Here is a 22,460-nt window from a genome sequence, read left to right as displayed (position 1 = left end):
CGTGAATTGTTATCCGCTCACATTTTCGCATAACATACGAGCCGGACACATAGAGTGTAAAGCCTGGGGTGCCTAATGAGTGAGCTGACTCACATTAATTGCGTTGCGCTCACTGCCCGCTTTCAAGTCGGGAAACTTGTCGTGCCAGCTGCATTAAGGAATCTGCCAACGTGCGGGGAGAGGTGGTTTGCGTATTGGGCGGTAGGGTGGTTTTTCTTTTCACCAGTGAGACGGGCAACAGCTGATTGCTCTTCACCGCCTGGCCCTGAGAGAGTTTCAGCAAGCGGTCCACGCTAGTTTTCCCCAGCAGGCGAAAATCCTGTTTGATGGTGGTTAACGGCGGGATATAACACGAGCTGTCTTCGGTATCGTCGTATCCCACTACCGAGATATCCGCACCAACGCGCAGCCCGGACTCGGTAATAGCGCGCATTGCGCCCAGCGCCATCTGATCGTTGGCAACCAGCATCGCAGTGGGAACGATGCCCTCATTCAGCATTTGCATAGTTTGTTGAAAACCGGACATGGCACTCCAGTCGCCTTCCCGTTCCGCTATCGGATGAATTTGATTGCGTGTGAGATATTTATGCCAGTCCGCCAGACGCAGACGCGCCGAGACAGAACTTAATGGACCGGCTAACAACGCGATTTGCTGGTGACCCAATGCGATCAGATGCTCCACGCCCAGTCGCGTACCGTCTTCATGGGAAAAAATAATACTGTTGATGGGAGTCTGGTCAGAGACATCAAGAAATAGGGCCGGAACATTAGCGCAGGCAGCTTCCACAGCAATGGCATCCTCGTCATCCAGCGGATAGTTAATGATCAGACCACTGACGCGTTGCGCGAGAAGGTTATGTACCGCCGCTTTACAGGCTTCGACGCTGCTTCGTTCTACCATCGACACCACCACGCTGGCACCCAGTTGATCGGCGCGAGATTTAATCGCCGCGACAATTTGCGACGGCGCGTGCAGGGCCAGACTGGAGGTAGCAACGCCAATCAGCAACGACTGTTTGCCCGCCAGTTGTTGTGCCACGCGGTTGGGAATGTAGTTCAGCTGCGCCATCGCCGCTTCCACCTTTTCCCGCGTTTTCGCAGAGACGTGGCTGGCCTGGTTCACCACGCGGGAAACGGTCTGATAAGAGACACCGGCATACTCTGCGACATCGTATAGCGTTACTGGTTTCACATTTACCACCCTGAATTGACTCTCTTCGGGTGCTATCATGCCATACCACGAAATGTTTTGCGCCATTCGGAGGGGGCACGCCGAAGTGAGATTCAAAATGCCGACGTCAGTTCACAGGTGGGTAATGATACCAACGTGTTGATTTCGTATTTTCACTGACACCAGGATCATCCTGATGTTACAAGGATTGAATGACTACAGATTAAAATAGTCATCAACAGGTTGACAGCATTACCCTCATCGTAAATATTACGCATTCGCTTATTGTAGATTTTTCCGCACAGGGCGGACATGTAAAGCTTCGCTCTCAACTGAGGGGGGCCGATTTTCGACATCCGCGGCCGGCGCCGGACCGATGTGCCTGAGCGTTTCTCGATCGGCACCACGCCCAGAAAGGCGGCAGCCTGCTCAGCCGATACAAAGTTATGGCTGCGAAGCACGACCAGCATATGCATCCCCAGCTGGGGACCAACCGATTTAATTGAGGTCAGCAGTGTATAATCACGCCTCAGTGCAGGGCTGGCTTTGATATGTGCTTTTATCTGCCGCTCGATATTACTTACCTCCTCGCGCAGAAGCTGCGCCATACGCCTGCAGGAACTGATAATATCTGCAGGTGTGTCTGTCGACAGGTATTTTTCCAGCCTGTTCTCCTCACGCAGGGCATCACCCAGCAGAACATCCCGCCGTCGCAGGAGTGCACCGAGATATCTGATTTCGGGTGCCGGCGGCTCCCAGCGGTGTGGCTTCTTAAGGAATGCGTAACAGGCCAGCATATACGCATCCACCTTATCCGTTTTTGTCATGATTCCCATGCCACGCGCAAACTCCCGACTACGGTGAGGGTTGGCCAGAGAAACCCGGAAACCGGCATCATGTAATTCAGTGGCCAGCCGTTCGTGATAAACACCGGTAGCTTCCATTACCACATGAACATCTTCCGGACTGCAATGTTGAAGCCTGAGCCAGCGAAGAATATTTTCAACTGAATGTCTGTTATTCTGGATGTTACGGGTTTTTATGCGTCCTTTGATACCGTCATAAAGCATGCAAAGATCCAGGGTGTTTTTACTTACGTCAATGCCGACTGGAAACATGGTCAAACTCCTCTCACATAAACCGTCACGCCTGTTCGCCTTGTACATACGGAGTCGAGCTCCCGATAACCGTTCAACCTGATGTGCTGGCGTGAAAGGTGAAGCGGAGGGCCATGTGCTGCAAATCAAGGTTCAGCGGTGCCGACTTTTCTGACCTTAAGGGAAGGGGGCGGCTCACTCTGCTTCAGTGGTGGTAGCTAATTACCACAAACTGTTAGATACAAGCCACCGTGGCGGATGTCACCCAGGTCGACAAACTGCTGCACGGCGACGAGAACGTCGTCTGCGCCGATGACGGCTACACAGGCGTCGAAAAGCGCTCCGAGCATGCCGACCGAGAAGTGATCTGGCAGGTCGCAGCACGCCGCAGCACCTACAAGATGCTCGATAAACGCAGCGCCCTGTACAAAGCCAAGCGCAAGATCGAGAAGGCCAAGGCGCAAGTGCGAGCGAAGGTAGAGCCCCCGTTTCGCGTGATCAAGCGGCAGTTCGGCTACACCAAGGTACGTTTCCGAGGGCTGGTGAAGAACACTGCACAACTGGTGACGCTGTTTGCCCTGTCGAACCTATGGATGGCCCGCCGACATTTGCTGGCAAGCGCAGGAGAGGTGCGCCTGTAATGCGGAAAATGGCCGTCGCAAGGTGCTCGCGACGGCTGAAAGCACCGAAATGAGCGAGTGATCCGATCGTTTTTGATCAGTTCACCGCTTTCAAAATCAGCAGTGGCTGAAGCCAGCCGGAAATACAGGGCTACTTCAGACCATCCCTAGCTAGGGCTCGTAGTTCGGCGCAAGGCTGAAGTCGCTTGGCTGCTTCGCTGTGCAGATCCATGACCCACTTTCCATCAAACTCCCGGTTGTAGTTCCACAAGCATCTCGCGAGTCTTGCCGGCCCGCTCCACTAACAAGACCACAACATCTCCAACGTTCTTGTCGTCTAGCCGGGCCTGTAATGTGGTGACGTCGTCAACGGCGATACCGTCGATGCTGATAACGCGATCGCCGGGCACGATGCCGCCTGCGGTGACCTCGACGCCGACGAGCCCGGCCCTGTGCGCCGCCGAGCCCGGCGTCACGCGCAATACGAATACGCCCTTACTGCCGGTCAGCGCCTGCAGACGCGTGTTGAGCTGCTCATCCACCTCGATGCCCAGCGCCGGACGGATGTACTTGCCGGTCTTTATGAGTTGCGGCACCACGCGCATGACGGTATCGACCGGCACCGCAAAGCCTATGCCGGCCGAGGCGCCAGACGGACTGTAGATGGCGGTATTGATGCCGATCAGCCGCCCAGCCGAATCGAGCAGCGGGCCACCGGAATTGCCGGGGTTGATGGCGGCGTCGGTCTGGATCAGGTGATCGATGGCCGGGCCGCCCGCTTCTCCCGGCAACGAGCGGTCGAGCGCGGAGACGATACCAGTGGTGAGCGTCCAGTCCAGGCCGAAGGGGTTGCCGATAGCAAACACCTTCTGACCCACCTTGAGGTCGGCACTGGTGCCGACCGGCACGGCCGGCGGGCGCTTGAAACCGACGCCGATCTTGAGCACGGCGATGTCGTGCGCGGGGCTCGTCCCCACCAGCGCGGCCTGGTAGTCGCGGCCGTCGGCCAGTTTGACGGTGGCTTCGGACGCGCCCTGGATGACGTGGAAGTTGGTGACGACGTGGCCGGCGTCGTCCCAGATGAAGCCCGAGCCAGTGCCGCGCGGCACGGAGAACACGTTGCGCGTCCAGACATCGCGTACTAATTGCGCGGTGGTGATGTAGACCACCGAGGCGCGTGATTTTTCGAACAGTTCGATGGTGGTTTTCTCGTCCGCCGCCAGATCGCCACGCGCCATCACGGTGCGTTCTGCTGCCTCGCGCGGACTGAACCAGGCCTCGATGGCGGGCAGAAACTGCCACAGCAGCATGAGCGCGGCAATACAGGCGGTGATGAAGAGCCAGCGCCGGACGAAGCGGTCCGGCGCGGGGCGTTGGTAGGGGTCGAGATAGGCCATGAGACGTCTCCTGTTGATGGGCAATCAGCGCCACAGCCCGCTCGGGCGCCAGCGCGGTGGGCGCGTCGCCAAAGCGGATTCCGGCAAAAAATGGGGCGCGCGGAGTGGCAACGCTGATGCTGGCCCAGGCGCCAACGTCAGCAGGCGTGCGATGCGCTCTTGCGTTGCCGGACGCGTGCGCAAGCAGGAGGGCTCGGGATTGCCCCATCCCGGCCATAGCCAGGCACGCCAGGAGCGGCTGACCCGCTCGATTTTCGCCAGCGCGGACGCCAGCCCCTGCGGGTCGCCAGTCAGTTCCGCCGCAAGGCGGTCAGCGTCGAACTCACGCACGCGAGACAAGCCGAGCTGTGCGAGCAGGGCCAGTTGGGGCGATGCGGCCAATAACAATAGACCAGGCCAATAGACCTCCGCCGCGCCAACCAGCAGCGCGGGCAGGCTGAGCAGGATCGCGATCTGTCCCATAAGGGCCAGTAGGCACGTGAGGCGACTGACGGAATCCGCCAGCCCCATGACACGCAGATCCTCATTAGCGATGTGCGCGACCTCGTGCGCGAACACACCCGCCAGCTCGCGTGGGCTCAGGCTGCGCAGCAGGCCATCGGTGAGGGCGATCGATGCCTCCTGCTTCGATCCGGTGGCGAAGGCGTTGACGACGGCACTGGGCACATAGTGCGGCACCGGCGTGGCGGGCAAACCGGCACGGGCGGGCAGCTCGCGCAACAGGGCCCACATCTCGTGGGCTTGTTGCGGGTGCAAGGTCCGTACGCGGTACAGGCGCAAGCTCAGCGCCGACGCGGCTACCGGGTCCAGCAGCAACGCACCTGCAACGGCAAACAGCGCGAGCCACAGGCAGCCTTCCCCAAATGGCAGTCTCCCTGCTGCGGCTGCGATCCCGACCAGGGTCAGGACCAACAGCCCGGTCTGCAGGCGGTTGAGCCAGCGGTGTTGCAAGAGCACAGTGCGCGGATCACTCGGATGATGACGGGTCATGCTCAGAGGTCTCGGCGGCGCGGTCGCCGCGCTTGCGCAGCAGCCAGTAGGTCGCACCCAGAGCCAGCGTGGCGCCTGCCAGCGCGGATATCTTTGCGGGGCTCGCGTCGGAGTCGAGGATCACGAACTTGCGGGAGAGTGCGATCACCGCGATCAGGACCACCGTCTTAACCTGGATGATGCTGTCCCGACGCAGCGCCACGCGCACGATGGAATGCTTGAACTCCATCGCGATCAAGAGCGTCATGATCATGCCGAACACGCTCTGGAATACCTTGTGGTCCAGGGGATTGAAGGCATCGAGAACCAGCAGCGTGAAGACGATGGAGATGAGCTGGAACAGCGACACCATGATGATGACGGCGATCACCGCCGACAGCACGAGCGCGACGACCTGCTCGAAGCGCTCGTAAAAACTCATGATGGCCAATTGGTCACGCAAGACCTGAAATGGGTTAAGGCGTTTTGATTTCATGACTATGAACTCCCTGGAAAACGGCTGCTGTCGAGACGGCGGCGCATTGCGCTGATGTGTCCTTCAATCAACTCGGTCGACATGCCAAGCGTCGACATCACCTGTTCCGCCAGCCCAATAGCTGCGGCAAAGGATTGCTGATACACGCGCACGTTAGGCATGGCGCGAAATGCATCGGCCGCGGTTGTACTTCTGCATGACACCCACAAGGTTAGCGCCGGACGGCGCTCGGCAATCGCCTGGGCGATGCGCAACGCTTGCTGGGCATGGGCGAACGTTAGCACCACCAAGTGCGCATGCGTCAAGCCGGCAGCCAGCAAGGTATCGGGCCGACTGGCATCGCCATGGAACACCGGCGCGCCGGCGGCACGCGCGGCCTCTACCTTCTGCGCGTCCGCCTCCAGCAGCAGATGCGCCACGCCGGCGTGGCGAAGAATCTCGCTGACTGTCAGGCCAAGCTCGCCCGCGCCGCAAACGATGACATGGTCTCGATATCGCGTCGTCTGCGCGGCGATCTCGACTTCTTCAGCCTGGGGTGGCTGAATGACGCCGCCGGTGCGGCTCAAGAACCGGGCAAGTACATCGTGATGGCGGATCAGTAGCGGTGCCAGGGCCATGCTGAGCACCAGCGCGACCAGCATGGGTTGGACGACGGTCGCGGGGATCAGATGCTGCTGCAAGACCGTGCCCAACAACAGCAGGGCGAACTCGCCGCCGTGCCCCAACGCTATGCCCGTGCGCCAGGCATCGAGGGCGGACAGGCGCGTCGCCCGCAAGGCCAGCGTATTGAGCAGGATCTTGACCGGTACCAGCACCACCAGCCACGCCAGCACCGCCAGCGGTGCCGAAAGAATCTGTGCTGCGTCCAGTTGCAGGCCGATGGTCACGAAGAACACGCCCGACAACACATCGCGAAACGGCCTGAGGTGGCTTTCCATGTGGTGCCGGAAGTCGCTCTCGCCCAGCACCATCCCGGCGAGGAAGGCCCCCAGGGCGGCGGATACGCCGACCGCGTGCGCAGCAGCGGCGGCAGCCACCACCACGCACAAGGAGACGAGCACGAACGATTCCTCGTGGCCCCGCCGCGCCACCCAGCCCAGCAGGCCATGCAACAGACGGCGCGAGACGAGGGCCGCTGCCGCGAACAGCAGCAGCACACCGAATACTTCAAGCAGCACATGCTCGATCTTCGGCGACTCGCCGCGCGCCCAGATCGCCAGCAAGGCCAGCAGGGGCACGCTGGCCAGGTCCTGAAAGACCAGCACGGCGATGGCACTGCGTCCGTGGCGGGTGGTGAGCTCGCCTTGGTCGGCCAGTTGTCGGCTGACCAGCGCCGTGGACGACATGGCCGCCGCAGTGCCGAGCAGCGCGGCGCTCTGGCCGGGCTGCCCCAGCCACATCAATAGCAGGATCAGCGGCGGGGCCACGGCGATCATCTGCAGAGCGCCCGCCATCAGCACCGTCCTGCGGGCGAGCCAGAAGTCTCCGAGGGAGAATTCCAGTCCGACCATGAACAACAGCAGCGCCACGCCCAGCTCGGACAGAAAGCTCAGCGTCTCCCCCGGCGCGATCACGCCGATGACTGAGGGGCCCAGTACAACGCCGACAGAGAGATACCCCAGCAAGGCGGGCACTCTGAACGCCGCCGTGGCCATCGCCGCCAGGCTGCAAGCCGCCAGCAGGATTAGCGTAGTGCCGAGCAAGCCCTGCATCGGTCAGCGCCCCACTTGCGTCGACGTCCAGCGCACGATGTCCTGCGCGCCCATCGCGCCGGCCTGACGGGCGATCTCCCGCCCACCCTGGAACAGGGCGAGCGTCGGGATGCTGCGGATACCGAACTGCGCGGCCAGGTGGGGCTCAGCCTCGGTATTCACCTTCGCCAGCCGGATCCTCGGTTCGAGCTGGTGCGCCGCTTGCTGGAACTGTGGCGCCATCATCTTGCACGGCCCGCACCATGGCGCCCAGAAATCGACCAGCAGCGGCAGATCGCTGCGCTCCACGTGGCGCGAGAACGTCGCCGTAGTCAACTCGATGGGCTCGCCCGTGAACAAGGGCTGCTGGCAGCGGCCACAGTTGGGATGTTCCGATAGCTTCGCAGTCGGTACGCGGTTGATGGACTGGCAATGCGGGCAGACGAGGTGAAGATCATTCTTCATGGTTCGCCTCCTTGGACCACAGTGAGGCTGCCTCGCTTCGGGTCACAGACAATGCCGACCAATCAACGCCTTGGATCCAATCGTTCCCGTTTTTGCTTACTCCGGCCTCTTCCAGATGAGCAGCGATGAATGCTTCGGCCTGCATGAGCCACCTTCGGACAGCATCTTCCTTACTAGGAATCAGCAGGATTTCAGAGACGCTGCTGGCATTCAGCCCGTCCACACGGATAAGCAGAAAAATGCGCCGCCACAAACGCGGCATGTCCTTCAGCAGGTCAAATGCAAAAGCGAACTCGCTCGACCGATCAATCAGCTCCTCCTGTTCCGCGATCGTTGCGACATCGGGATGCTGACTGCCAGCGAAAATATCGGCCAGCTTGAGTGTGTCATCGTGCTGATAAAATTCGAAGATTTCCTCTTCCACCATGGCCTCGGCCACGTCTTGGGCATCCGGTTCGACCGGCGCGTCCAGAGAAACGAATTCGCCAAATTGCCGGCTGCTTGCCACTTCGTTATCCAGGACGGCGAACAGATGCTTCAAAAGACCGGTGTAAGCCTCTTTTTCCCCCGGCACGGATTGCCATTCCACCTTAGCTCGGACAATCGCTTCATCCACCACGTCGCGCAGCGTCGGATAATCGCGCGGTAAATCGCCGACGGCCCGCAGATAAGCCAGCTCACGCCTTGCGACAGCCTCAAGTTTCGACAGTAGAGGCATTCGGGTCACCTCGGCCTCATGGGCGGCTGATGCGGGTTTTGCGGCAATCCGCACCTTGAGCTCGCGCAAGCGCTCGCGTCGTGCTTTGCGCTTGATTTGATCCTGAGCATGCAGTCGGTCAAAATGCTTCTTGGCCTGACGGAACAACGACTGTGCGAGCATCTGCGCGAGGGGCGTCAGCTCGTCATGTGATGCAGTAACGCTGACAATCTTTTTGCCGGGCAGGTGCATATAGCCACTGGCCAGAAATTGCCGCTTGATCTTGTCGCGATCAAGGACGATTTGAAGTCGCGCTGAATCTTTAGTGTGTTTGTCGAGCAATGGCTTGAGGGCGTGCTCGATCACATTTCCCAAAGCTCTCTGCCAAGGTTCATGAAACTCTTTGTCGATAGCTCGATAGCTATATTGTATCTGCATGTATGACTCCTTCGATGTCATTTCTATGGAGGCATGAATCGAGGATGCTCATATCCATAGATTTTGGTTTGGCACGCTCTTACCCCAGGCGCGTTTGCGAAGACTCCAACTCAAGAACAAAAGCGTGACGCCATAGACTGCCGCATGGAAACCCAACAGCCAGCCTGCGGCCACGAATGACTCGACCGGACGGGTAAAAAATATCCACAAGACGATAGCACCAAGGATAATCGAGAGCAGTCCACTGAGGGCAAGCCAGATTTCACCCTTGATTTCCCGACGCAGCCGAACGGCGGCGGATATCTCCAGCACACCGGTGAAAATCGCCCAGAAGCCCACGCTAGCCCATAAAAAAGAAGCCAAGACTATCGTGGCGACCCAAGGAGCAACCAGGACGACGACGCCCGTAAGTATGCTGACAATGCCGCTGAACAGCAGCCAGCCCCAGCGCTCTTTTTTCTGGATATGGCGCACCGCTGCAAACAAGTTGAACGCGCCATTGACCAAGGAAAATGCGCCGAACATGATGGTCATGGCCAACAGAGCCGATTGTGGCATCCAGAACGCGAGGGCTGCAAAAATCAATGCCAAGACACCGCGCAGCACAAAAAGCCACCAATTTTGGCTCAGCGAACACAGTGCTTTGGTGGGGTCATCCGCATTGGAATTGGCGATGGTGTCTGTTTTCATGCAATATCTCCTAAAGATCTATACAAAATAAAAAATCAAACACTCATGGGACAAGAGAGGGGGCGCTATGCGCCCCCTCTCCAGCGGTTTCAGAACAACCTGGACAGTTTTGCCTTGACTTCATCGAGCCAGCCTTTTCCGCAGCCTCCCCCTCCCGTCTTTTCCTTGATTTTCTTGAGTTCAGCGTACAGGGGCTCAAAGTCCTTCCTTTTTCCATAGCCCAGCAGTTCTGCCATTTCCAACTGCTGCCGGGCTTCGTTCAACAATGTCTCCAGGCGCTCATTGGATGCTTCGCTGCGCTGACCATCTTCTACCAGGGGCTCGGCGCGCTTCAGGAGCAGCTTCGCACGCAGGACGGGCAGCGGAAGCACGCTGCGCTCCTCGACCAGCGTGCTGAGCGCTGACTGCAGCGCGGCTTTGGCTTCTTCGATCTTGCCCTGATCGATCAGCGGCACGACTGCCTTCACGGCTGCGGGATAGGACGCCAAAGGGATGCTGGTGACCGTGATCACGATTTCACTGGCCAGCAAAGCCAGCACGTGGCGAGCCTGTTGCACCTCGCCATGTTTGAGGGCATCCAGCGCCTCGTCGGTCATCGCCTCAATGGTTTCCGTGTTGGCGAACAAGTCGTGCACGATGGTGCGCACATCAACGCCGGCCAGGGCGAGCGTGGGTTCGCGCGCGACGATCAGCTCCAGCTTTCCCGTCACTTCGGCCAGCGTTGCCAATGCGCGTGCAGTGTCCTTGCCGTCAAGTGCGGCCAGCGCTGATTTGGTCAGCGACAAGGCCGAGACTGCCTCATCGAGGACTTGTTTACGTTTGTCTGCCGCCTGCGAGTCCGTTTCTTTCTGAACCTCAGGCTGTACCTCCGTGACGACTTCAGGCTTGGACTCTGGACTGACAGGAAGGCTGCTTACCGCGGCCTGTTCGTTTTTTCCTTCGTTCGTCGCATTGGGATTCGGTGTTTGCTCATTCATGGTGATATGCCTCGTATGAGATAGTGAAAATAGGCGAATCTATTGGGGCTGAATGCGAACATCGCGAGACTGACCGACAGAGCAGTCAGCCCCTTCATCACCTCAAAACAGCTTTTGGATGCGCGTCTTCAACTCGTCGAACCATCCCTTGCCGCTTTTGCCACCAGCCGACTTTTGCTCAATGGACTTCACCTGATCGAAGATGGGTTTGAAGTCCGCCTTCTTGCCATAACCCAGGATCTGCGCCATCTCGATCTCCGTGCGCACGGACGACAGCAAGGTGCTGAGCTCCTCGTTCTGCTTGGCATCGCGCCTGTCGGTCTCGGCCAGCTTTTCAGCTTTTGCCATCGCGGCTTCGGCCCGTAGCACGGGCAGAGGAAAGGCGACCGAGGTCACCACCAGCGTGTTCAGTGCTCGGGCGAGTTCCGCTTTGGCGTTGTCGATCTTGCCGCTGTCGATGAGCCGTGCGGCCGACTTGATCGCTGCCGGGTACGTTGCCATCGGAAGGTTGTCGGTTTGGATTACGATTTCGCTGGCCAGATTGGCAACGATGGGCCGGGCCTTTTGCACCTCGCCATCACCCAACAACTCCCGAGACAACTTGACCGCTTTCTTTACCGATTCCACGTTGGCGTGGATATCGTGGGTGATGACGCGTACATCGACCGGCGCCAAAGCAAGTTTGGCGTCGCGTGCCAATACCAGTTCCAGCTTTCCGCTGGCCAGTTCCAGCGCAGCAAGCGCCTCCTTGGTCTTGTTTGCATCAAGGAGGGTCAAAGCCTCCTGGGTCTTGGTGAGCGCCGTGATGGCGTCTTGAGTGAGCTCGGCACGCTTTTTATCGGCTTCCTGGGCGGCCTTGTCATCTACCTGTGGCTGTGCCGCCTTGGATGCGGCAGAGGGTGCTGCAGCACCTGGGCTAGAACCTGCCGCCGATTGGGCCAGAGCCGGTCCGCTCAGTCCGACGACGACCGCCAGGGCAAGTGCGGAGAAGGTGTATTGTGGCTGTTTGATATTCATGATCTTGGGCTCTTGATTGAAGTTAGTTGACTGAGATTTCAATCTGTTTCGGTTTGGCTTGCTCGGCCTTGACAAGCCGCACTTCCAGCACGCCGTCTTTCATGGAAGCCGTCACCTTGGTCGGATCAACGTTGTCAGGCAAGACAAAGCTGCGCACAAAGCGGCCATAGGCACGTTCGATGCGGTGGAACTTCTTGCCCTGCTCCTCTTTTTCCAGTTTGCGCTCGCCGCTGATGGTGAGCACACCGTTTTCCGCGCTGACGCGCACGGCATCCTTGGGGACCTCCGGCAGATCCAGCTTGAGGAGGAATGCGTTCTCATCCTCGCTGATGTCCGCCATTGGAGCCCAGTCCGCCGTGGTCATGGCTTCGTTGCCGGTACGGGCGCCCTGTCGCTGGGGTATTCGTCCGAACATCGTCGCCAGGCGGTTTTGCAATTCATCCAGTTCCCGGAAGGGGTCCCACGGAGTCAATGCAGACATATCGGTTCTCCTTGAACAATGCCGACGAATTGGATGACGCACTGAACAGAGCCGTCGGTTTACTCTGAATGGCACCTACTACTGTTTTCAGTTCCGAACAAGTCCTTGAGTCAATTGACGGATATCGCTTTCGTCGAGCGTTTCCCGCGCCAGCAGCTCGCGCGCACAGCGCTCCAGCACCGCGCGGTTGATGTCGAGAATCCGGTAGGCGCGCTCGAACACGCCCATCACGATGTCGCGGATAGCCTGATCGATGCGCGCCTGGGTCGATTCGGCCACCCGGCAACAGCCTTGGCCAGCAATGTCTTGCCGGTGCCCGGTGGGCCGACCAGCAACACGCCCTTGGGAATGCGCGCCCCGAGACGGCCATCAAGATGCGTCGCTCGCCGACTTCTTCTTGCTCGAGTCTTTGCCAGCGTCGCCGTGCGGCGTCTCGGTCGCCTTCGCGACATCCGGCTGCTCCGGCTCGGCCGGGGTCTGCGGTGGCTCTTTGCGTTCGAACACCACGCGTTCGGCCTTGTCGTCCCAGCGTGCGCTGGCGTGATCGCCCTTGCCGATGCCGCCACCGAGCATCTCGCGCGCCAGCGCAGTTTCCAGCTCGCTGCGGATCAGGCGCTTGAGTTCACGCGCACCGAACTCGGGCTTGTAGCCTTCTTCCGCGAAATGGTCGATCAGCGTCTGATCGAAAGTGAGCGTCACGCCCTGGCTGGCGGCGCTGCGCGCCACGCGATCGAGCTGCAGGCCGACGATGTGGCGGATCTCCTCCTTGCCCAGCGCATGGAAGACGATGATCTCGTCGATGCGGTTGAGGAACTCGGGCCGGAAGTGGCCGCGCAGCACGTCCATGACCTCGGCCTTGGTCTTTTCGTACTCCTCGCCGGCCGCCTCACGCGCCTTCAGCCGTCGCTGGATGATGTCCGAACCCAGGTTGGACGTGGCGATGATGATGGTGTTGGTGAAATCCACCACCCGGCCCTTGCCGTCGGTGAGGCGACCGTCGTCGAACACTTGCAGCAGGATGTTGTAGACGTCAGGGTGTGCCTTCTCGATCTCGTCGAGCAGCAGCACGCTGTAGGGCTTGCGCCGCACCTTCTCGGTGAGCTGACCGCCTTCGTCGTAACCGACATAGCCCGGAGGCGCGCCCACCAGCCGCGCCACGGTATGGCGTTCGCCATATTCCGACATGTCGATGCGCAACAGGGCGTGCTCATCGCCGTAGATCGATTCGGCCAATGCCTTGGCGAGCTCGGTCTTGCCCACCCCGGTCGGGCCCAGAAACAGGAAGGTAGCCACCGGTTTACCGCCTTCGCGCAGGCCGGCGCGGGATAGCCGCACGGCATCGGCCACGGCACGGACCGCCTCGTCTTGTCCCACCAGGCGCTCGTGCAGCCGTTGTTCCAAGTGCAGCAGCTTTTCGCGCTCTTCCACCGTCAACTCGTTGACCGGGATGCCGGTCAGGCGCGAGACGATCTGCGCCACGTGTTCCGCCTTGACCTCGGCACTGCCGGAGGCCCGCTCCCGCTCCCAGTCCTCGACGAGCTTCTTGAGCTCGGCCTCCTTGGCTTCGATGCGCTTGCCGAGCTCGGCGGCCTGGTCGTACTGCTTGCGCGCGGCCACGTAATCCTGTTCACGCCGTAGCTGGTGCAGTTCGGACTCCAGCTCCTGCACGGCCACCGGCCGGGCCGTGGCCGACAGCTTCACGCGCGCGGCCGCCTGGTCGAGCAGGTCGATCGCCTTGTCCGGCAGGAAGCGCGCCGTGATGTAGCGGTCGGACAACTCGGCCGCCGCGATGATCGCGTCCTCGGAGATGCTGACCTTGTGGTGCGCCTCGAAGGTGTCGCGCAGGCCGCGCAGAATCATGATGGCCTGGGCCACCGTCGGCTCGGGCACCGTCACCGGCTGGAAGCGCCGCTCCAGTGCGGCATCCTTCTCGATGTATTTCTGGTACTCGTTCAGCGTCGTGGCGCCGATCAGGTTGAGTTCACCGCGCGCCATCATCGGTTTGAACACGTTGGCCACGTCCAGCCCGCCTTCGCCACCGCCCTGGCCGGCACCGACGATGGTGTGCACCTCGTCGATGAACAAAATCAGCTCGCCCTGGTGCTCGGTCACCTCCTTCAGCACCTTCTGCACGCGCTCCTCGAACTCGCCGCGATATTTGGCGCCGGCCACCATGGCGTTGATGTTGAGTTCCACCAGGCGCTTGTCGCGCAAGGTCTCGGGCACTTCACCCGCCACCATGCGCTGCGCCAGCCCTTCGACGATGGCGGTCTTGCCCACACCCGGCTCGCCGATCAGCACCGGGTTGTTCTTCTTGCGCCGGGCCAGCACCTCGATGGTGGTTTCGATCTCCTGCGCGCGGCCGATCACCGGGTCGAGCTTGCCGTCGCGCGCCATCTTGGTCAGGTCGCGCGAGTACTTGTCGAGTTCTGGCGTGTTGGTCGGCGTCTCAGCGCGGCCATCCTCGGCGCCCTTGCCGACCACCTTGCTGACCTGTTGGCGCAGCGCCTGCGGCGTCAGGCCGTAGCGGCGCAGCAGGTTGGCGGCCAGCCCTTCGCCTTCCTCAGCCAGACCGATCAGGAAATGCTCTGGACCGACATAAGAATGGCCGAGTTCATTGGAGGCCACGAAGGCGCGGCTGAGCGCATCCTTCACGCGCGGCGACACGCCGATCTCGCCCTCGAAGGGCTTGTCCCCGCGCTTGGCCTCAGACTCGATCTGCCGCTTGAGGTCATCGACCTTGATCTTGAACTGACCCAGGATGGTCTTGACCACGTCGCTGTCGGCCAGCGCCAGCAGCAGATGTTCGGTATCCACCTCGGAGCGGCCAAATTCGGCAGCGTGTTTGGCGGCCTCCTGCAGCAAGGCTTCCGACTGTTCGCTGATGCGGCTGGCCAACCCACTGCCGCGACGGCGCGGCGCACCCGAACCTGCGGTGGCGGGCTCGCCAAACGAGGCATCGACCACGTCATCGGTATCGGCGGCAACTGGCGTCGCGTCTTCGCCGATGCGGAAGAAGTCACTGCCGAGGAAGTCCTCGAACAGGCCGCTGCGCGAGCCGAACAAGGCTTCCAGCGGCGAAACGGTGCGCTTTTGCTGGCGCACTAATTGCCGGTAATGGTCGTCGCACAACAGCATGGTGCTGTTACGACCGTTGAGATTGGCTTCCACCCGCACGGTGGCGGGTTGGCCGCAGACCTGGCATTGTTTTCTGGCCATGCTGATGCTCCTGAGAAGGTTGACAAGGTTGAGGCGACGAGGCATCGCGAGCCGCGACTCCTCGTCTCGTGCCGGGTTTTTCTTGTGACGAACGAGCCGGCGACGTCAGCCGTTGATCGGGATCGAGCGTCCCTGCTTCGGCGCGCTGACCTCGCGCTTGTCGATCGTGACCGTGAGCACCCCGTTCTTGAACGATGCCTTGATCGAATCCTGGTTGGCGTCGTCAGGCAGGTTCAAGGCACGCTGAAAGCTGCCGTAGGAGCGCTCCACACGGTGGAAGCCACCTTCCTTCTTCTCCTGTTCCTGGCGCTTCTCGCCACGCACCATCAGCACGTCGTTGTCGAGAGTTATCTGGATGTCCTTCTCCTCGACACCGGGCACTTCCAGGGTAATCTTGTACTGCTTGTCGGTTTCCTGGATGTCCAGGGCCGGCTTCAGCATGCCCGACCAATCGGATGGCCACTGCGGCATGTTCAACGCCGGAAAACCGAAGCCCCGGAATGCGTCATCGAACAGCCGGTCGATTTCCCGATGCAGTTGCAGGATCGGGCTGACTGGCCCGCTCGCCGCTGGCAGGTCATTGCGCTGCACCGGCAGGGAAGAGACGGTCTGCTGCTCTTGCTGCTCGTTCTTGAACCAGTTCCAGGGAGCCAACTTCTTGAAATCGATGTCCATGTCATACCTCCAGAAAAATTGGAAAACGAGTTACTCAAGCCCTTTGCCTGCTGTGACGGGCAGTGCGCCCAGGCGACACGGGCTGCTCGGATGACTTCTGCTGTTCACGCTTGCGCATCACCTCCTTCTTTGCTCCGGCTCGGGTCTGATCATTGATCCACTGATCGATTTCACTTTGAGGAAACCGCCACGTCCCGCCCACCTTGAAAGCCGGAATTTCCCCGTGCGCGGCGAGCCGATAAAGCGTCCGCTTGCCGACTTTCAAGTACGCAGCCAATTCATCGAGCGTGAAAATCACCTGTAGGTGCGCTTTCATCCCTGTAGGTGCGCTTTCATCTCACCCTCTCCAATCGCGTCGCTTTGCGGTTCCGGCCAAGGAAATCCTTGCAATACTTTGTAATATTAGACCTACTATGAATAACTTCAAGAGTCAATGTGCAGCGTTCTCCCGCCCCATTGATGCAGGTCAACTGCTCAGGCAAGGCACAGGGGGGCGGCCTGATCAGGCAATGGACAGCGCCTGGCTCCTCAGCCTGCGTGTGCCACAGGCGCCTCGATCAAACACCGATCCTCACGTTGTAGCCGAGTGCCCGCAGCCCCTTGCTCGTCTGCATGTTCCTTGGCGGAAACTCGTCTGGGCGCGCCCAGACGACGATTTCCCCGAGGCTGCTCAGGCCAACGTGCGGAATTGCCCAGTCGTCGCTGCGGATCGCGTTCCAGAGTCGGGCCGAAACACTTCCGTTGCCCCAGACAACGTAGTTCAACAGTATCCGTCCGGCCAGCACACCTTCCCGACACCGCCGCCGAAGGCCATGGCCCATCAAGCGGATTTTCCATGCGCCCTCAGCGCCGTACCTACAGCAAATCTTTCAAGGCTCAGGTCATTCAGGAGTGTTCTGAACCCGGTGCCTCCATCGCAAACATCGCCTTGGGCTACAGCCTCAATGCCAACCTCGACCACAAATGGATTCGGCTGCCTACCCAGAAAACCACGGCTATCCAGCCAGCGTTCATCCCGTTGCCTTCTCAAATGCTCGGCGTGGGTTCGCATACTCAAGCGCGCTGCTGCGATCATGAGTTTGATCCAGTCGGCCCGTAATAATGGGCACGATCCGTATGCCTATCTCAAGTGAAGTGGTTTACTGAATTTGGCCACCTGAACAGAGGTGATATGCTCACCTCAGAACAACACAGGTGTCATAATGAAAAAAAGAAATTTCAGCGCAGAGTTTAAACGCGAATCCGCTCAACTGGTCGTTGACCAGAACTACACCGTGGCAGATGCAGCCAGCGCTATGGATGTCGGCCTTTCCACAATGACGCGATGGGTGAAACAATTACGTGATGAACGGCAGGGCAAAACACCAAAAGCCTCCCCCATTACCCCGGAACAAATTGAAATCCGTGAGCTCAGGAAAAAGCTACAACGTATTGAAATGGAAAATGAAATATTAAAAAAGGCTACCGCGCTCTTGATGTCAGACTCCCTGAACAGTTCTCGATAATCGGGAAACTCAGGGCGCGTTATCCTGTGGCCACTCTCTGCCATGTGTTCGGGGTTCATCGCAGCAGCTACAAATACTGGAAAAACCGTCCTGAAAAGCCAGACGGCAGACGGGCTGTATTACGCAGTCAGGTACTTGAACTGCATGGCATCAGCCACGGCTCTGCCGGAGCAAGAAGCATCGCCACAATGGCAACCCAGAGAGGCTACCAGATGGGGCGCTGGCTTGCTGGCAGACTCATGAAAGAGCTGGGGCTGGTCAGTTGCCAGCAGCCGACTCACCGGTATAAGCGTGGCGGTCATGAGCACGTTGCTATCCCGAATCATCTTGAGCGACAGTTCGCCGTAACGGAACCAAATCAGGTGTGGTGCGGTGATGTGACCTATATCTGGACGGGTAAGCGCTGGGCGTACCTCGCCGTTGTTCTCGACCTGTTCGCAAGAAAACCAGTGGGCTGGGCCATGTCGTTCTCGCCGGACAGCAGGCTCACCATGAAAGCACTGGAAATGGCATGGGAAACCCGTGGTAAGCCAGTCGGGGTGATGTTCCACAGCGATAGTAATAATGCCGATGTCAGTCTTTACCACCACTTAGTTTGCCGTTTAACCAGATTGGTGTGATTACTGATGCAGTGAAGACCTTCCCGCATCCTGACTCACACAGCGATCGACCTTTTGTGTCCTGCCCTGGACCCGTCGGTTGCCGGAAGCGCCTTCATGCGAGGCATCTCCTCACCGATGCGCGTGACTCAAGAAGGGCCTGACGGCTTGTCTCGTTACTGTCCTGTCCGGGTTATCTGTCTGGAGATTCAACTCTGTTTCCTCACAGGAGCTCTGTCATGGTTGATAAAGTTACCGAAGCTGCCGTTGTGGGTGGCGTGGATACACATAAAGATTTGCACGTTGCCGCTGTCGTAGATCAGAACAATAAAGTCCTTGGGACTCAGTATTTCTCCACAACACGACAAGGTTACCGGCAGATACTGGCATGGATGACCTCGTTTGGGACATTAAAGCGAATTGGTGTTGAGTGCACAGGTACCTATGGTTCCGGTTTGCTTCGTTATTTTCAGAACGCCGGGTTAGAAGTTCTTGAGGTGACTGCTCCAGACCGGATGGAGCGACGCAAACGGGGTAAAAGTGACACAATTGATGCTGAATGTGCCGCTCATGCAGCATTCTCAGGCATCAGGACAGTTACTCCCAAAACGCGTGATGGCATGATTGAGTCCCTGCGGGTATTAAAAACTTGCCGAAAAACAGCAATATCAGCCCGCAGAGTCGCTCTCCAGATTATCCATTCAAATATTATCTCTGCCCCGGATGAATTACGTGAACAGCTCAGAAATATGACGCGCATGCAGCTCATCAGGACCCTGGGTTCCTGGAGACCTGATGCCAGTGAATACCGCAATGTAACCAACGTTTATCGCATTTCATTAAAGTCCCTTGCCCGACGCTATCTCGAGTTACATGACGAAATCGCTGATCTGGATGTCATGATTGCGGCAATTGTCGACGAGTTGGCACCTGAGCTGATTAAACGTAATGCTATCGGATACGAAAGCGGGTGATGCTGCCAACTTACTGACGCCCTTCTAAGTGTCAAGTCGTTATTTGAGTGCTGTTAATCTGCCGATTTTGATTGCGAAGCAGTGTGAAGACCTCGCGTGCGATATAACGTTTCAGGCAGCGCAGCGCTTCCATTTTTGAGTGCCCTTCCGCGACTCTTTTCGCGACATACTCCTGCGTTTTCGTATCTGTACGTAACCGGCCTATAGCGATGATATGCAGGGCGCTATTTGCTGCGCGATCTCCACCACGGTTCAGTCTGTGGCGATTTGTTTTTCCTGATGAGACGGGAACGGGACTGACTCCGCATAAGGCCGCGAAGCCAGGCTCAGACTGCAGCCGTTGAGGGTTATCACCCGCAGTGATGAGCAGCTGAGAAGCGGATTCATAGCCGATAGCGTTACGCTTGATCAGCTCAGGTGCCAGCTCATCAACGATTGACGCGATCATGATATCCAGGTCTGCTATTTCATCGTGAAGTTCAAGATATCGTCGAGCCAGCGATTTCAGGGCAATACGATAAGCATCCTGAACATTACGATACGCCGTCACATCCGGCCGCCATGCGGCCAGGGTTCGAATCAGCTGCATCCGGGTCAGATTACGTAATTGATCACGTAGTTCATCCGGAGATGAAACGATATTCATCTGGATCATTTGCAGCGCAATACGACGTGCTGCAACGGCTGTTTTTCGGCAGACTTTCAGAACGCGGAGTGCTTCAATCATCCCGCTTCGTGTTTTAGGTGTGACAGTGCGTATCAATGAGAAAGCTGCGTGGGCGGCACTTTCAGCATCAATTGTGTCACTTTTTCCACGCCTGCGGCGTTCCATTTTATCCGGAGCAGTCACTTCCAGCACGGTGATGCCGGCATTTTGCAGGTGGCGTAGCAAGCCAGCGCCGTAAGAACCGGTACATTCAACTCCGATGCGGGCAACCGTTCCAAAAGATGCCATCCATGTCAGCATCTGCCGATATCCCTGCCGGGTTGTCGCGAAAAAATCACTGCCTAAAACGCGGTTGTTTTCATCAACTACTGCAGCAACGTGCAGGTCCTTATGCGTATCAACGCCGCCCACGACAAACGGTGGGCGAACTGATTTAGTCTTCGCCATAGCCTAATCCTTTCTGGAACTTATCGTCATTTCTCCTGACGATAACCCGGACAGGACAGTAAGGAGACAAGACGTCAGGCCCTTCTTGAGTCACGCGCATCGGTGAGGAGAAGCCTCGCATGAAGTACTTTCCGTCAACCGACGGGTCCAGGGAAAGACACATTTCTGGTCGATCAGAGTGTGAGTCAGGTAGCCGGAAAGTCTTCACTGCATCAGTGATCTCACCGCGCGAACAAAACAGCAAGCATGATGATGAGAACTGACACAGACATTCTTACTATCCGAATGAACCAGCACCTGTTTTTGGGGATTACGCCGCCATACAGCCATCAGCAGTGCGTTCAGGACAATGTCCTTTGTCATCCGGGATTGCATGGACCAGCCGATAATTTTGCGTGAGAACAGATCAACAACCACGGCAAGATACAGCCAGCCTTCGTGGGTCCTGATATAGGTTATGTCGGTTACCCAACGCTCATCCGGAGCATCCGGATTGAACTGTCGCTGGAGCCTGTTGGGCGACACGATACTGGCCTCGCCTTTACGTGCCCGCGGGCTCCGGTATCCGACCTGAGCCTTTATCCCGACACGTTTCATCAGTCGCCAGACTCTGTTCACTCCGCACTGTTGCCCGCTGTCCCGCAGATCCAGATGGATCTTGCGATAACCATAGACGCATCCCGATTCCAGCCAGAACTGTTTAATCTGTCCTGTCAGTCTCAGGTCTGCCTGATGGCGTTGTGAATGCGGCTGCTGAAGCCAGGCGTAAAAGCCACTGGGATGAACATCCAGCACCCGACAGAGCAGGCGAACAGGCCAGCAACGGGCGTTGTCACGGATAAAGGCGAAGCAGGAAAATCGTCTTGAACGTCAGCTGCAGCAACTGAGTTATGCGCGGGTGCTTATCCTGGATGAAATAGGTTATCTGCCAATGAACCGTGAGGAGGCGAGTCTGTTCTTCCGGCTGCTGAACCGCCGGTATGAAAAAGCGAGCATCATCCTGACGTCAAACAAAGGGTTCGCCGACTGGGGTGAAATGTTCGGTGATAACGTGCTGGCGACGGCGATCCTGGATCGTCTTCTGCATCACTCAACGACGCTGAACATAAAAGGAGAAAGCTATCGGTTGAAAGAGAAACGCAAAGCCGGAGTGCTGGCAAAAAGCGCAACGCCAATCAGTGATGATGAAATGGTGGAAAGCGGACAACGTTAATGACCAACAGGGAGTGCGGGCAATGAAAATGGCGAAAAACGGTCAGTAATCTTGGCGTTGACACATCGGTTAAAACGGTTATAAAAGGTCTTCCTTGGGCCATATCGCTCAGGCAAATCGCGCCAGCAATGGCGCGAGGGAAAGCTGCTATTACCTTCTTCAGCGAGTCCTCAGCTACTTCCTGTGGCTTTCTATGCCGCTACCGTTGTTGAACCGGATCAAAGCGGTGCGTGGCTATAAAGCTTCATGCCGGATGGCTGGCAGACCTTCGGTCGTTGCCCCTAATCGTGTGCAGCGTGAATTTACCGTGGTAAAGCCCAATCAGGTCTGGGTGACTGATATCACCTACAGCGCGCCCGGATTTCAGGGCGGGTAACGTGTTTTACATACTGAGGATTGATAACTTTTACTTTATGTCCCTATTTTTCAGACTCATGCTGCCAGTAAAATGCCCCAGTGCTCGCTTCGACACTAATCAGGCAGACCGGAATCTTCGCCACCGCCTGGAGTAATTCTTTTCGACCAGTACGCTTTGAATAAACTGACTTACCCATGCCATTGTGATTTTAAACATCATTAAAATTATAGCCATTGGCGCATTGTAATTATAACCTCTAAAAATCAATGTGTTACTTTGCTTTATGTTATGTTTGACAAAAGTCAACATGTCTTTGATTGGAATTGCTGATTGTTTTTTGTTTATTAATAGGCTCTAATCCATAAAACAGTCTCAATCAAGTTGTAAAAGAATGTATGTTTAATTTCGAAATAGCATTCTTTGACGCCGACAGCCTCTACGAATTATTTCATTGAATTCGTTCCTGACGCCTTAAATATTGCGGCCTCCGGTCAGTCGAAGTTTCTATTAACAGTTGCACAAGTGAGCATCGCAAATCGCTTCTGACTTTTGTGCGTATTAACTGTTTGCTCATTGATACTTAATTCACTCTGACAA

Annotated in this window: 16 protein-coding genes and 12 pseudogenes; 6 read left to right on the top strand and 22 right to left on the bottom strand. The window is 57.8% G+C overall.

Annotated elements, in window-relative coordinates:
* Positions 1–109: 109 nt before the first annotated feature.
* Together lacI and ACESQ2_RS24010 are read right to left on the bottom strand one after the other, a co-directional pair.
* Positions 110–1,192 (bottom strand): DNA-binding transcriptional repressor LacI, encoded by a 1,083-nt coding sequence (gene lacI, locus ACESQ2_RS24015; RefSeq protein ID WP_004152286.1) that lies wholly within the window; start codon positions 1,190–1,192, stop codon positions 110–112.
* A 236-nt stretch (positions 1,193–1,428) separates the two neighbouring features.
* A pseudogene (locus ACESQ2_RS24010) lies at positions 1,429–2,289 on the bottom strand (IS110 family transposase); the annotation flags it as partial.
* A gap of 224 nt (positions 2,290–2,513) precedes the next feature.
* Between ACESQ2_RS24010 and ACESQ2_RS24005 the strand changes: the two are divergent.
* Positions 2,514–2,909: pseudogene (locus ACESQ2_RS24005) on the top strand (IS5/IS1182 family transposase); the annotation flags it as partial.
* A 224-nt stretch (positions 2,910–3,133) separates the two neighbouring features.
* Here the strand turns inward: ACESQ2_RS24005 and ACESQ2_RS24000 are convergent.
* The 16 genes and pseudogenes from ACESQ2_RS24000 to ACESQ2_RS23925 form a co-directional block, all read right to left on the bottom strand.
* Positions 3,134–4,285, bottom strand: coding sequence for a S1C family serine protease (locus ACESQ2_RS24000; RefSeq protein ID WP_000323730.1), 1,152 nt, complete (start codon positions 4,283–4,285; stop codon positions 3,134–3,136).
* Positions 4,286–4,309: 24 nt separating this feature from the next.
* A complete protein-coding gene (locus ACESQ2_RS23995) occupies positions 4,310–5,275 on the bottom strand; it encodes a zinc metalloprotease HtpX (RefSeq protein ID WP_004118756.1) in 966 nt (321 codons plus the stop codon).
* The gene (gene psiE-GI, locus ACESQ2_RS23990) at positions 5,253–5,750 is read right to left on the bottom strand and encodes a heat resistance protein PsiE-GI (protein WP_040220900.1); all 498 of its coding nucleotides are present in this window, start codon (positions 5,748–5,750) and stop codon (positions 5,253–5,255) included. Before psiE-GI ends, ACESQ2_RS23995 begins: the two co-directional genes overlap by 23 nt.
* 2 nt (positions 5,751–5,752) lie before the next feature.
* Positions 5,753–7,462, bottom strand: a complete 1,710-nt coding sequence (gene kefB-GI / locus ACESQ2_RS23985; RefSeq protein WP_023326110.1) for a heat resistance system K+/H+ antiporter KefB-GI — start codon at positions 7,460–7,462, stop codon at positions 5,753–5,755.
* A 3-nt stretch (positions 7,463–7,465) separates the two neighbouring features.
* Positions 7,466–7,906 (bottom strand): heat resistance system thioredoxin Trx-GI, encoded by a 441-nt coding sequence (gene trx-GI, locus ACESQ2_RS23980; protein ID WP_000786814.1) that lies wholly within the window; start codon positions 7,904–7,906, stop codon positions 7,466–7,468.
* A complete protein-coding gene (locus tag ACESQ2_RS23975) occupies positions 7,896–9,041 on the bottom strand; it encodes a hypothetical protein (RefSeq protein WP_023329027.1) in 1,146 nt (381 codons plus the stop codon). The genes trx-GI and ACESQ2_RS23975 overlap by 11 nt, the downstream gene beginning before the upstream one ends.
* A gap of 48 nt (positions 9,042–9,089) precedes the next feature.
* Positions 9,090–9,731: a heat resistance membrane protein HdeD-GI gene (gene hdeD-GI / locus ACESQ2_RS23970; RefSeq protein ID WP_049078385.1), complete on the bottom strand. Its 642-nt coding sequence runs from the start codon at positions 9,729–9,731 to the stop codon at positions 9,090–9,092.
* A gap of 89 nt (positions 9,732–9,820) precedes the next feature.
* Entirely contained in the window at positions 9,821–10,708 is an 888-nt protein-coding gene (yfdX2, locus tag ACESQ2_RS23965) for a heat resistance protein YfdX2 (protein ID WP_013307890.1), read from the bottom strand.
* 102 nt (positions 10,709–10,810) lie between these two features.
* A complete protein-coding gene (gene yfdX1, locus ACESQ2_RS23960; protein ID WP_004118775.1) occupies positions 10,811–11,725 on the bottom strand; it encodes a heat resistance protein YfdX1 in 915 nt (304 codons plus the stop codon).
* Between the two features lie 22 nt (positions 11,726–11,747).
* Positions 11,748–12,206: a small heat shock protein sHSP20-GI gene (gene hsp20-GI, locus ACESQ2_RS23955; protein WP_001275372.1), complete on the bottom strand. Its 459-nt coding sequence runs from the start codon at positions 12,204–12,206 to the stop codon at positions 11,748–11,750.
* Between the two features lie 87 nt (positions 12,207–12,293).
* Positions 12,294–12,497: pseudogene (locus tag ACESQ2_RS23950) on the bottom strand (hypothetical protein); the annotation flags it as partial.
* Positions 12,485–12,571, bottom strand: a pseudogene (locus tag ACESQ2_RS23945) (AAA family ATPase); the annotation flags it as partial. The pseudogenes ACESQ2_RS23945 and ACESQ2_RS23950, both read right to left, overlap by 13 nt.
* 4 nt (positions 12,572–12,575) lie before the next feature.
* Positions 12,576–15,425 (bottom strand): heat shock survival AAA family ATPase ClpK, encoded by a 2,850-nt coding sequence (gene clpK, locus ACESQ2_RS23940; protein ID WP_023329025.1) that lies wholly within the window; start codon positions 15,423–15,425, stop codon positions 12,576–12,578.
* Between the two features lie 105 nt (positions 15,426–15,530).
* Positions 15,531–16,100 carry a small heat shock protein sHSP20 gene (gene hsp20, locus ACESQ2_RS23935; protein ID WP_004118809.1) on the bottom strand — a complete coding sequence of 190 codons (570 nt, stop codon included), beginning with the start codon at positions 16,098–16,100 and terminating at the stop codon, positions 15,531–15,533.
* A 34-nt stretch (positions 16,101–16,134) separates the two neighbouring features.
* Complete coding sequence (locus ACESQ2_RS23930; protein WP_013307885.1) at positions 16,135–16,416, bottom strand: helix-turn-helix domain-containing protein; 282 nt, start codon at positions 16,414–16,416, stop codon at positions 16,135–16,137.
* A 241-nt stretch (positions 16,417–16,657) separates the two neighbouring features.
* A complete protein-coding gene (locus ACESQ2_RS23925) occupies positions 16,658–16,921 on the bottom strand; it encodes a hypothetical protein (protein ID WP_001295708.1) in 264 nt (87 codons plus the stop codon).
* A 234-nt stretch (positions 16,922–17,155) separates the two neighbouring features.
* Between ACESQ2_RS23925 and ACESQ2_RS23920 the strand changes: the two are divergent.
* From ACESQ2_RS23920 to ACESQ2_RS23910, 3 pseudogenes are all read left to right on the top strand, one after another.
* Positions 17,156–17,230 (top strand): annotated as a pseudogene (locus tag ACESQ2_RS23920) (transposase domain-containing protein); the annotation flags it as partial.
* A 72-nt stretch (positions 17,231–17,302) separates the two neighbouring features.
* Positions 17,303–18,171: pseudogene (locus ACESQ2_RS23915) on the top strand (IS3 family transposase); the annotation flags it as partial.
* A gap of 272 nt (positions 18,172–18,443) precedes the next feature.
* Positions 18,444–19,172 (top strand): annotated as a pseudogene (locus ACESQ2_RS23910) (transposase); the annotation flags it as partial.
* A gap of 37 nt (positions 19,173–19,209) precedes the next feature.
* Here the strand turns inward: ACESQ2_RS23910 and ACESQ2_RS23905 are convergent.
* Both ACESQ2_RS23905 and ACESQ2_RS23900 read right to left on the bottom strand, forming a co-directional pair.
* Complete coding sequence (locus tag ACESQ2_RS23905; protein WP_020803817.1) at positions 19,210–20,292, bottom strand: IS110 family transposase; 1,083 nt, start codon at positions 20,290–20,292, stop codon at positions 19,210–19,212.
* 225 nt (positions 20,293–20,517) lie between these two features.
* Positions 20,518–21,141 (bottom strand): annotated as a pseudogene (locus ACESQ2_RS23900) (IS3 family transposase); the annotation flags it as partial.
* On the opposite strand from ACESQ2_RS23900, the pseudogene ACESQ2_RS23895 reads away from it, so the two are divergent.
* Positions 21,131–21,505: pseudogene (locus ACESQ2_RS23895) on the top strand (ATP-binding protein); the annotation flags it as partial. The pseudogenes ACESQ2_RS23900 and ACESQ2_RS23895 overlap by 11 nt on opposite strands.
* A gap of 38 nt (positions 21,506–21,543) precedes the next feature.
* Here the strand turns inward: ACESQ2_RS23895 and ACESQ2_RS23890 are convergent.
* Positions 21,544–21,630, bottom strand: a pseudogene (locus tag ACESQ2_RS23890) (IS5/IS1182 family transposase); the annotation flags it as partial.
* Between the two features lie 86 nt (positions 21,631–21,716).
* On the opposite strand from ACESQ2_RS23890, the pseudogene ACESQ2_RS23885 reads away from it, so the two are divergent.
* Positions 21,717–21,854 (top strand): annotated as a pseudogene (locus ACESQ2_RS23885) (IS3 family transposase); the annotation flags it as partial.
* A 73-nt stretch (positions 21,855–21,927) separates the two neighbouring features.
* Here the strand turns inward: ACESQ2_RS23885 and ACESQ2_RS23880 are convergent.
* Positions 21,928–22,065: pseudogene (locus tag ACESQ2_RS23880) on the bottom strand (IS110 family transposase); the annotation flags it as partial.
* Positions 22,066–22,460 lie beyond the last annotated feature (395 nt).

Source organism: Klebsiella sp. Q11, from assembly GCF_964241505.1.
In the GTDB taxonomy this organism is placed as follows: Bacteria; Pseudomonadota; Gammaproteobacteria; order Enterobacterales; family Enterobacteriaceae; genus Klebsiella; species Klebsiella michiganensis.
The sequence above is the reverse complement of the archived record's forward strand: the minus strand, read 5'-3'. Positions and strand labels throughout refer to the sequence as shown.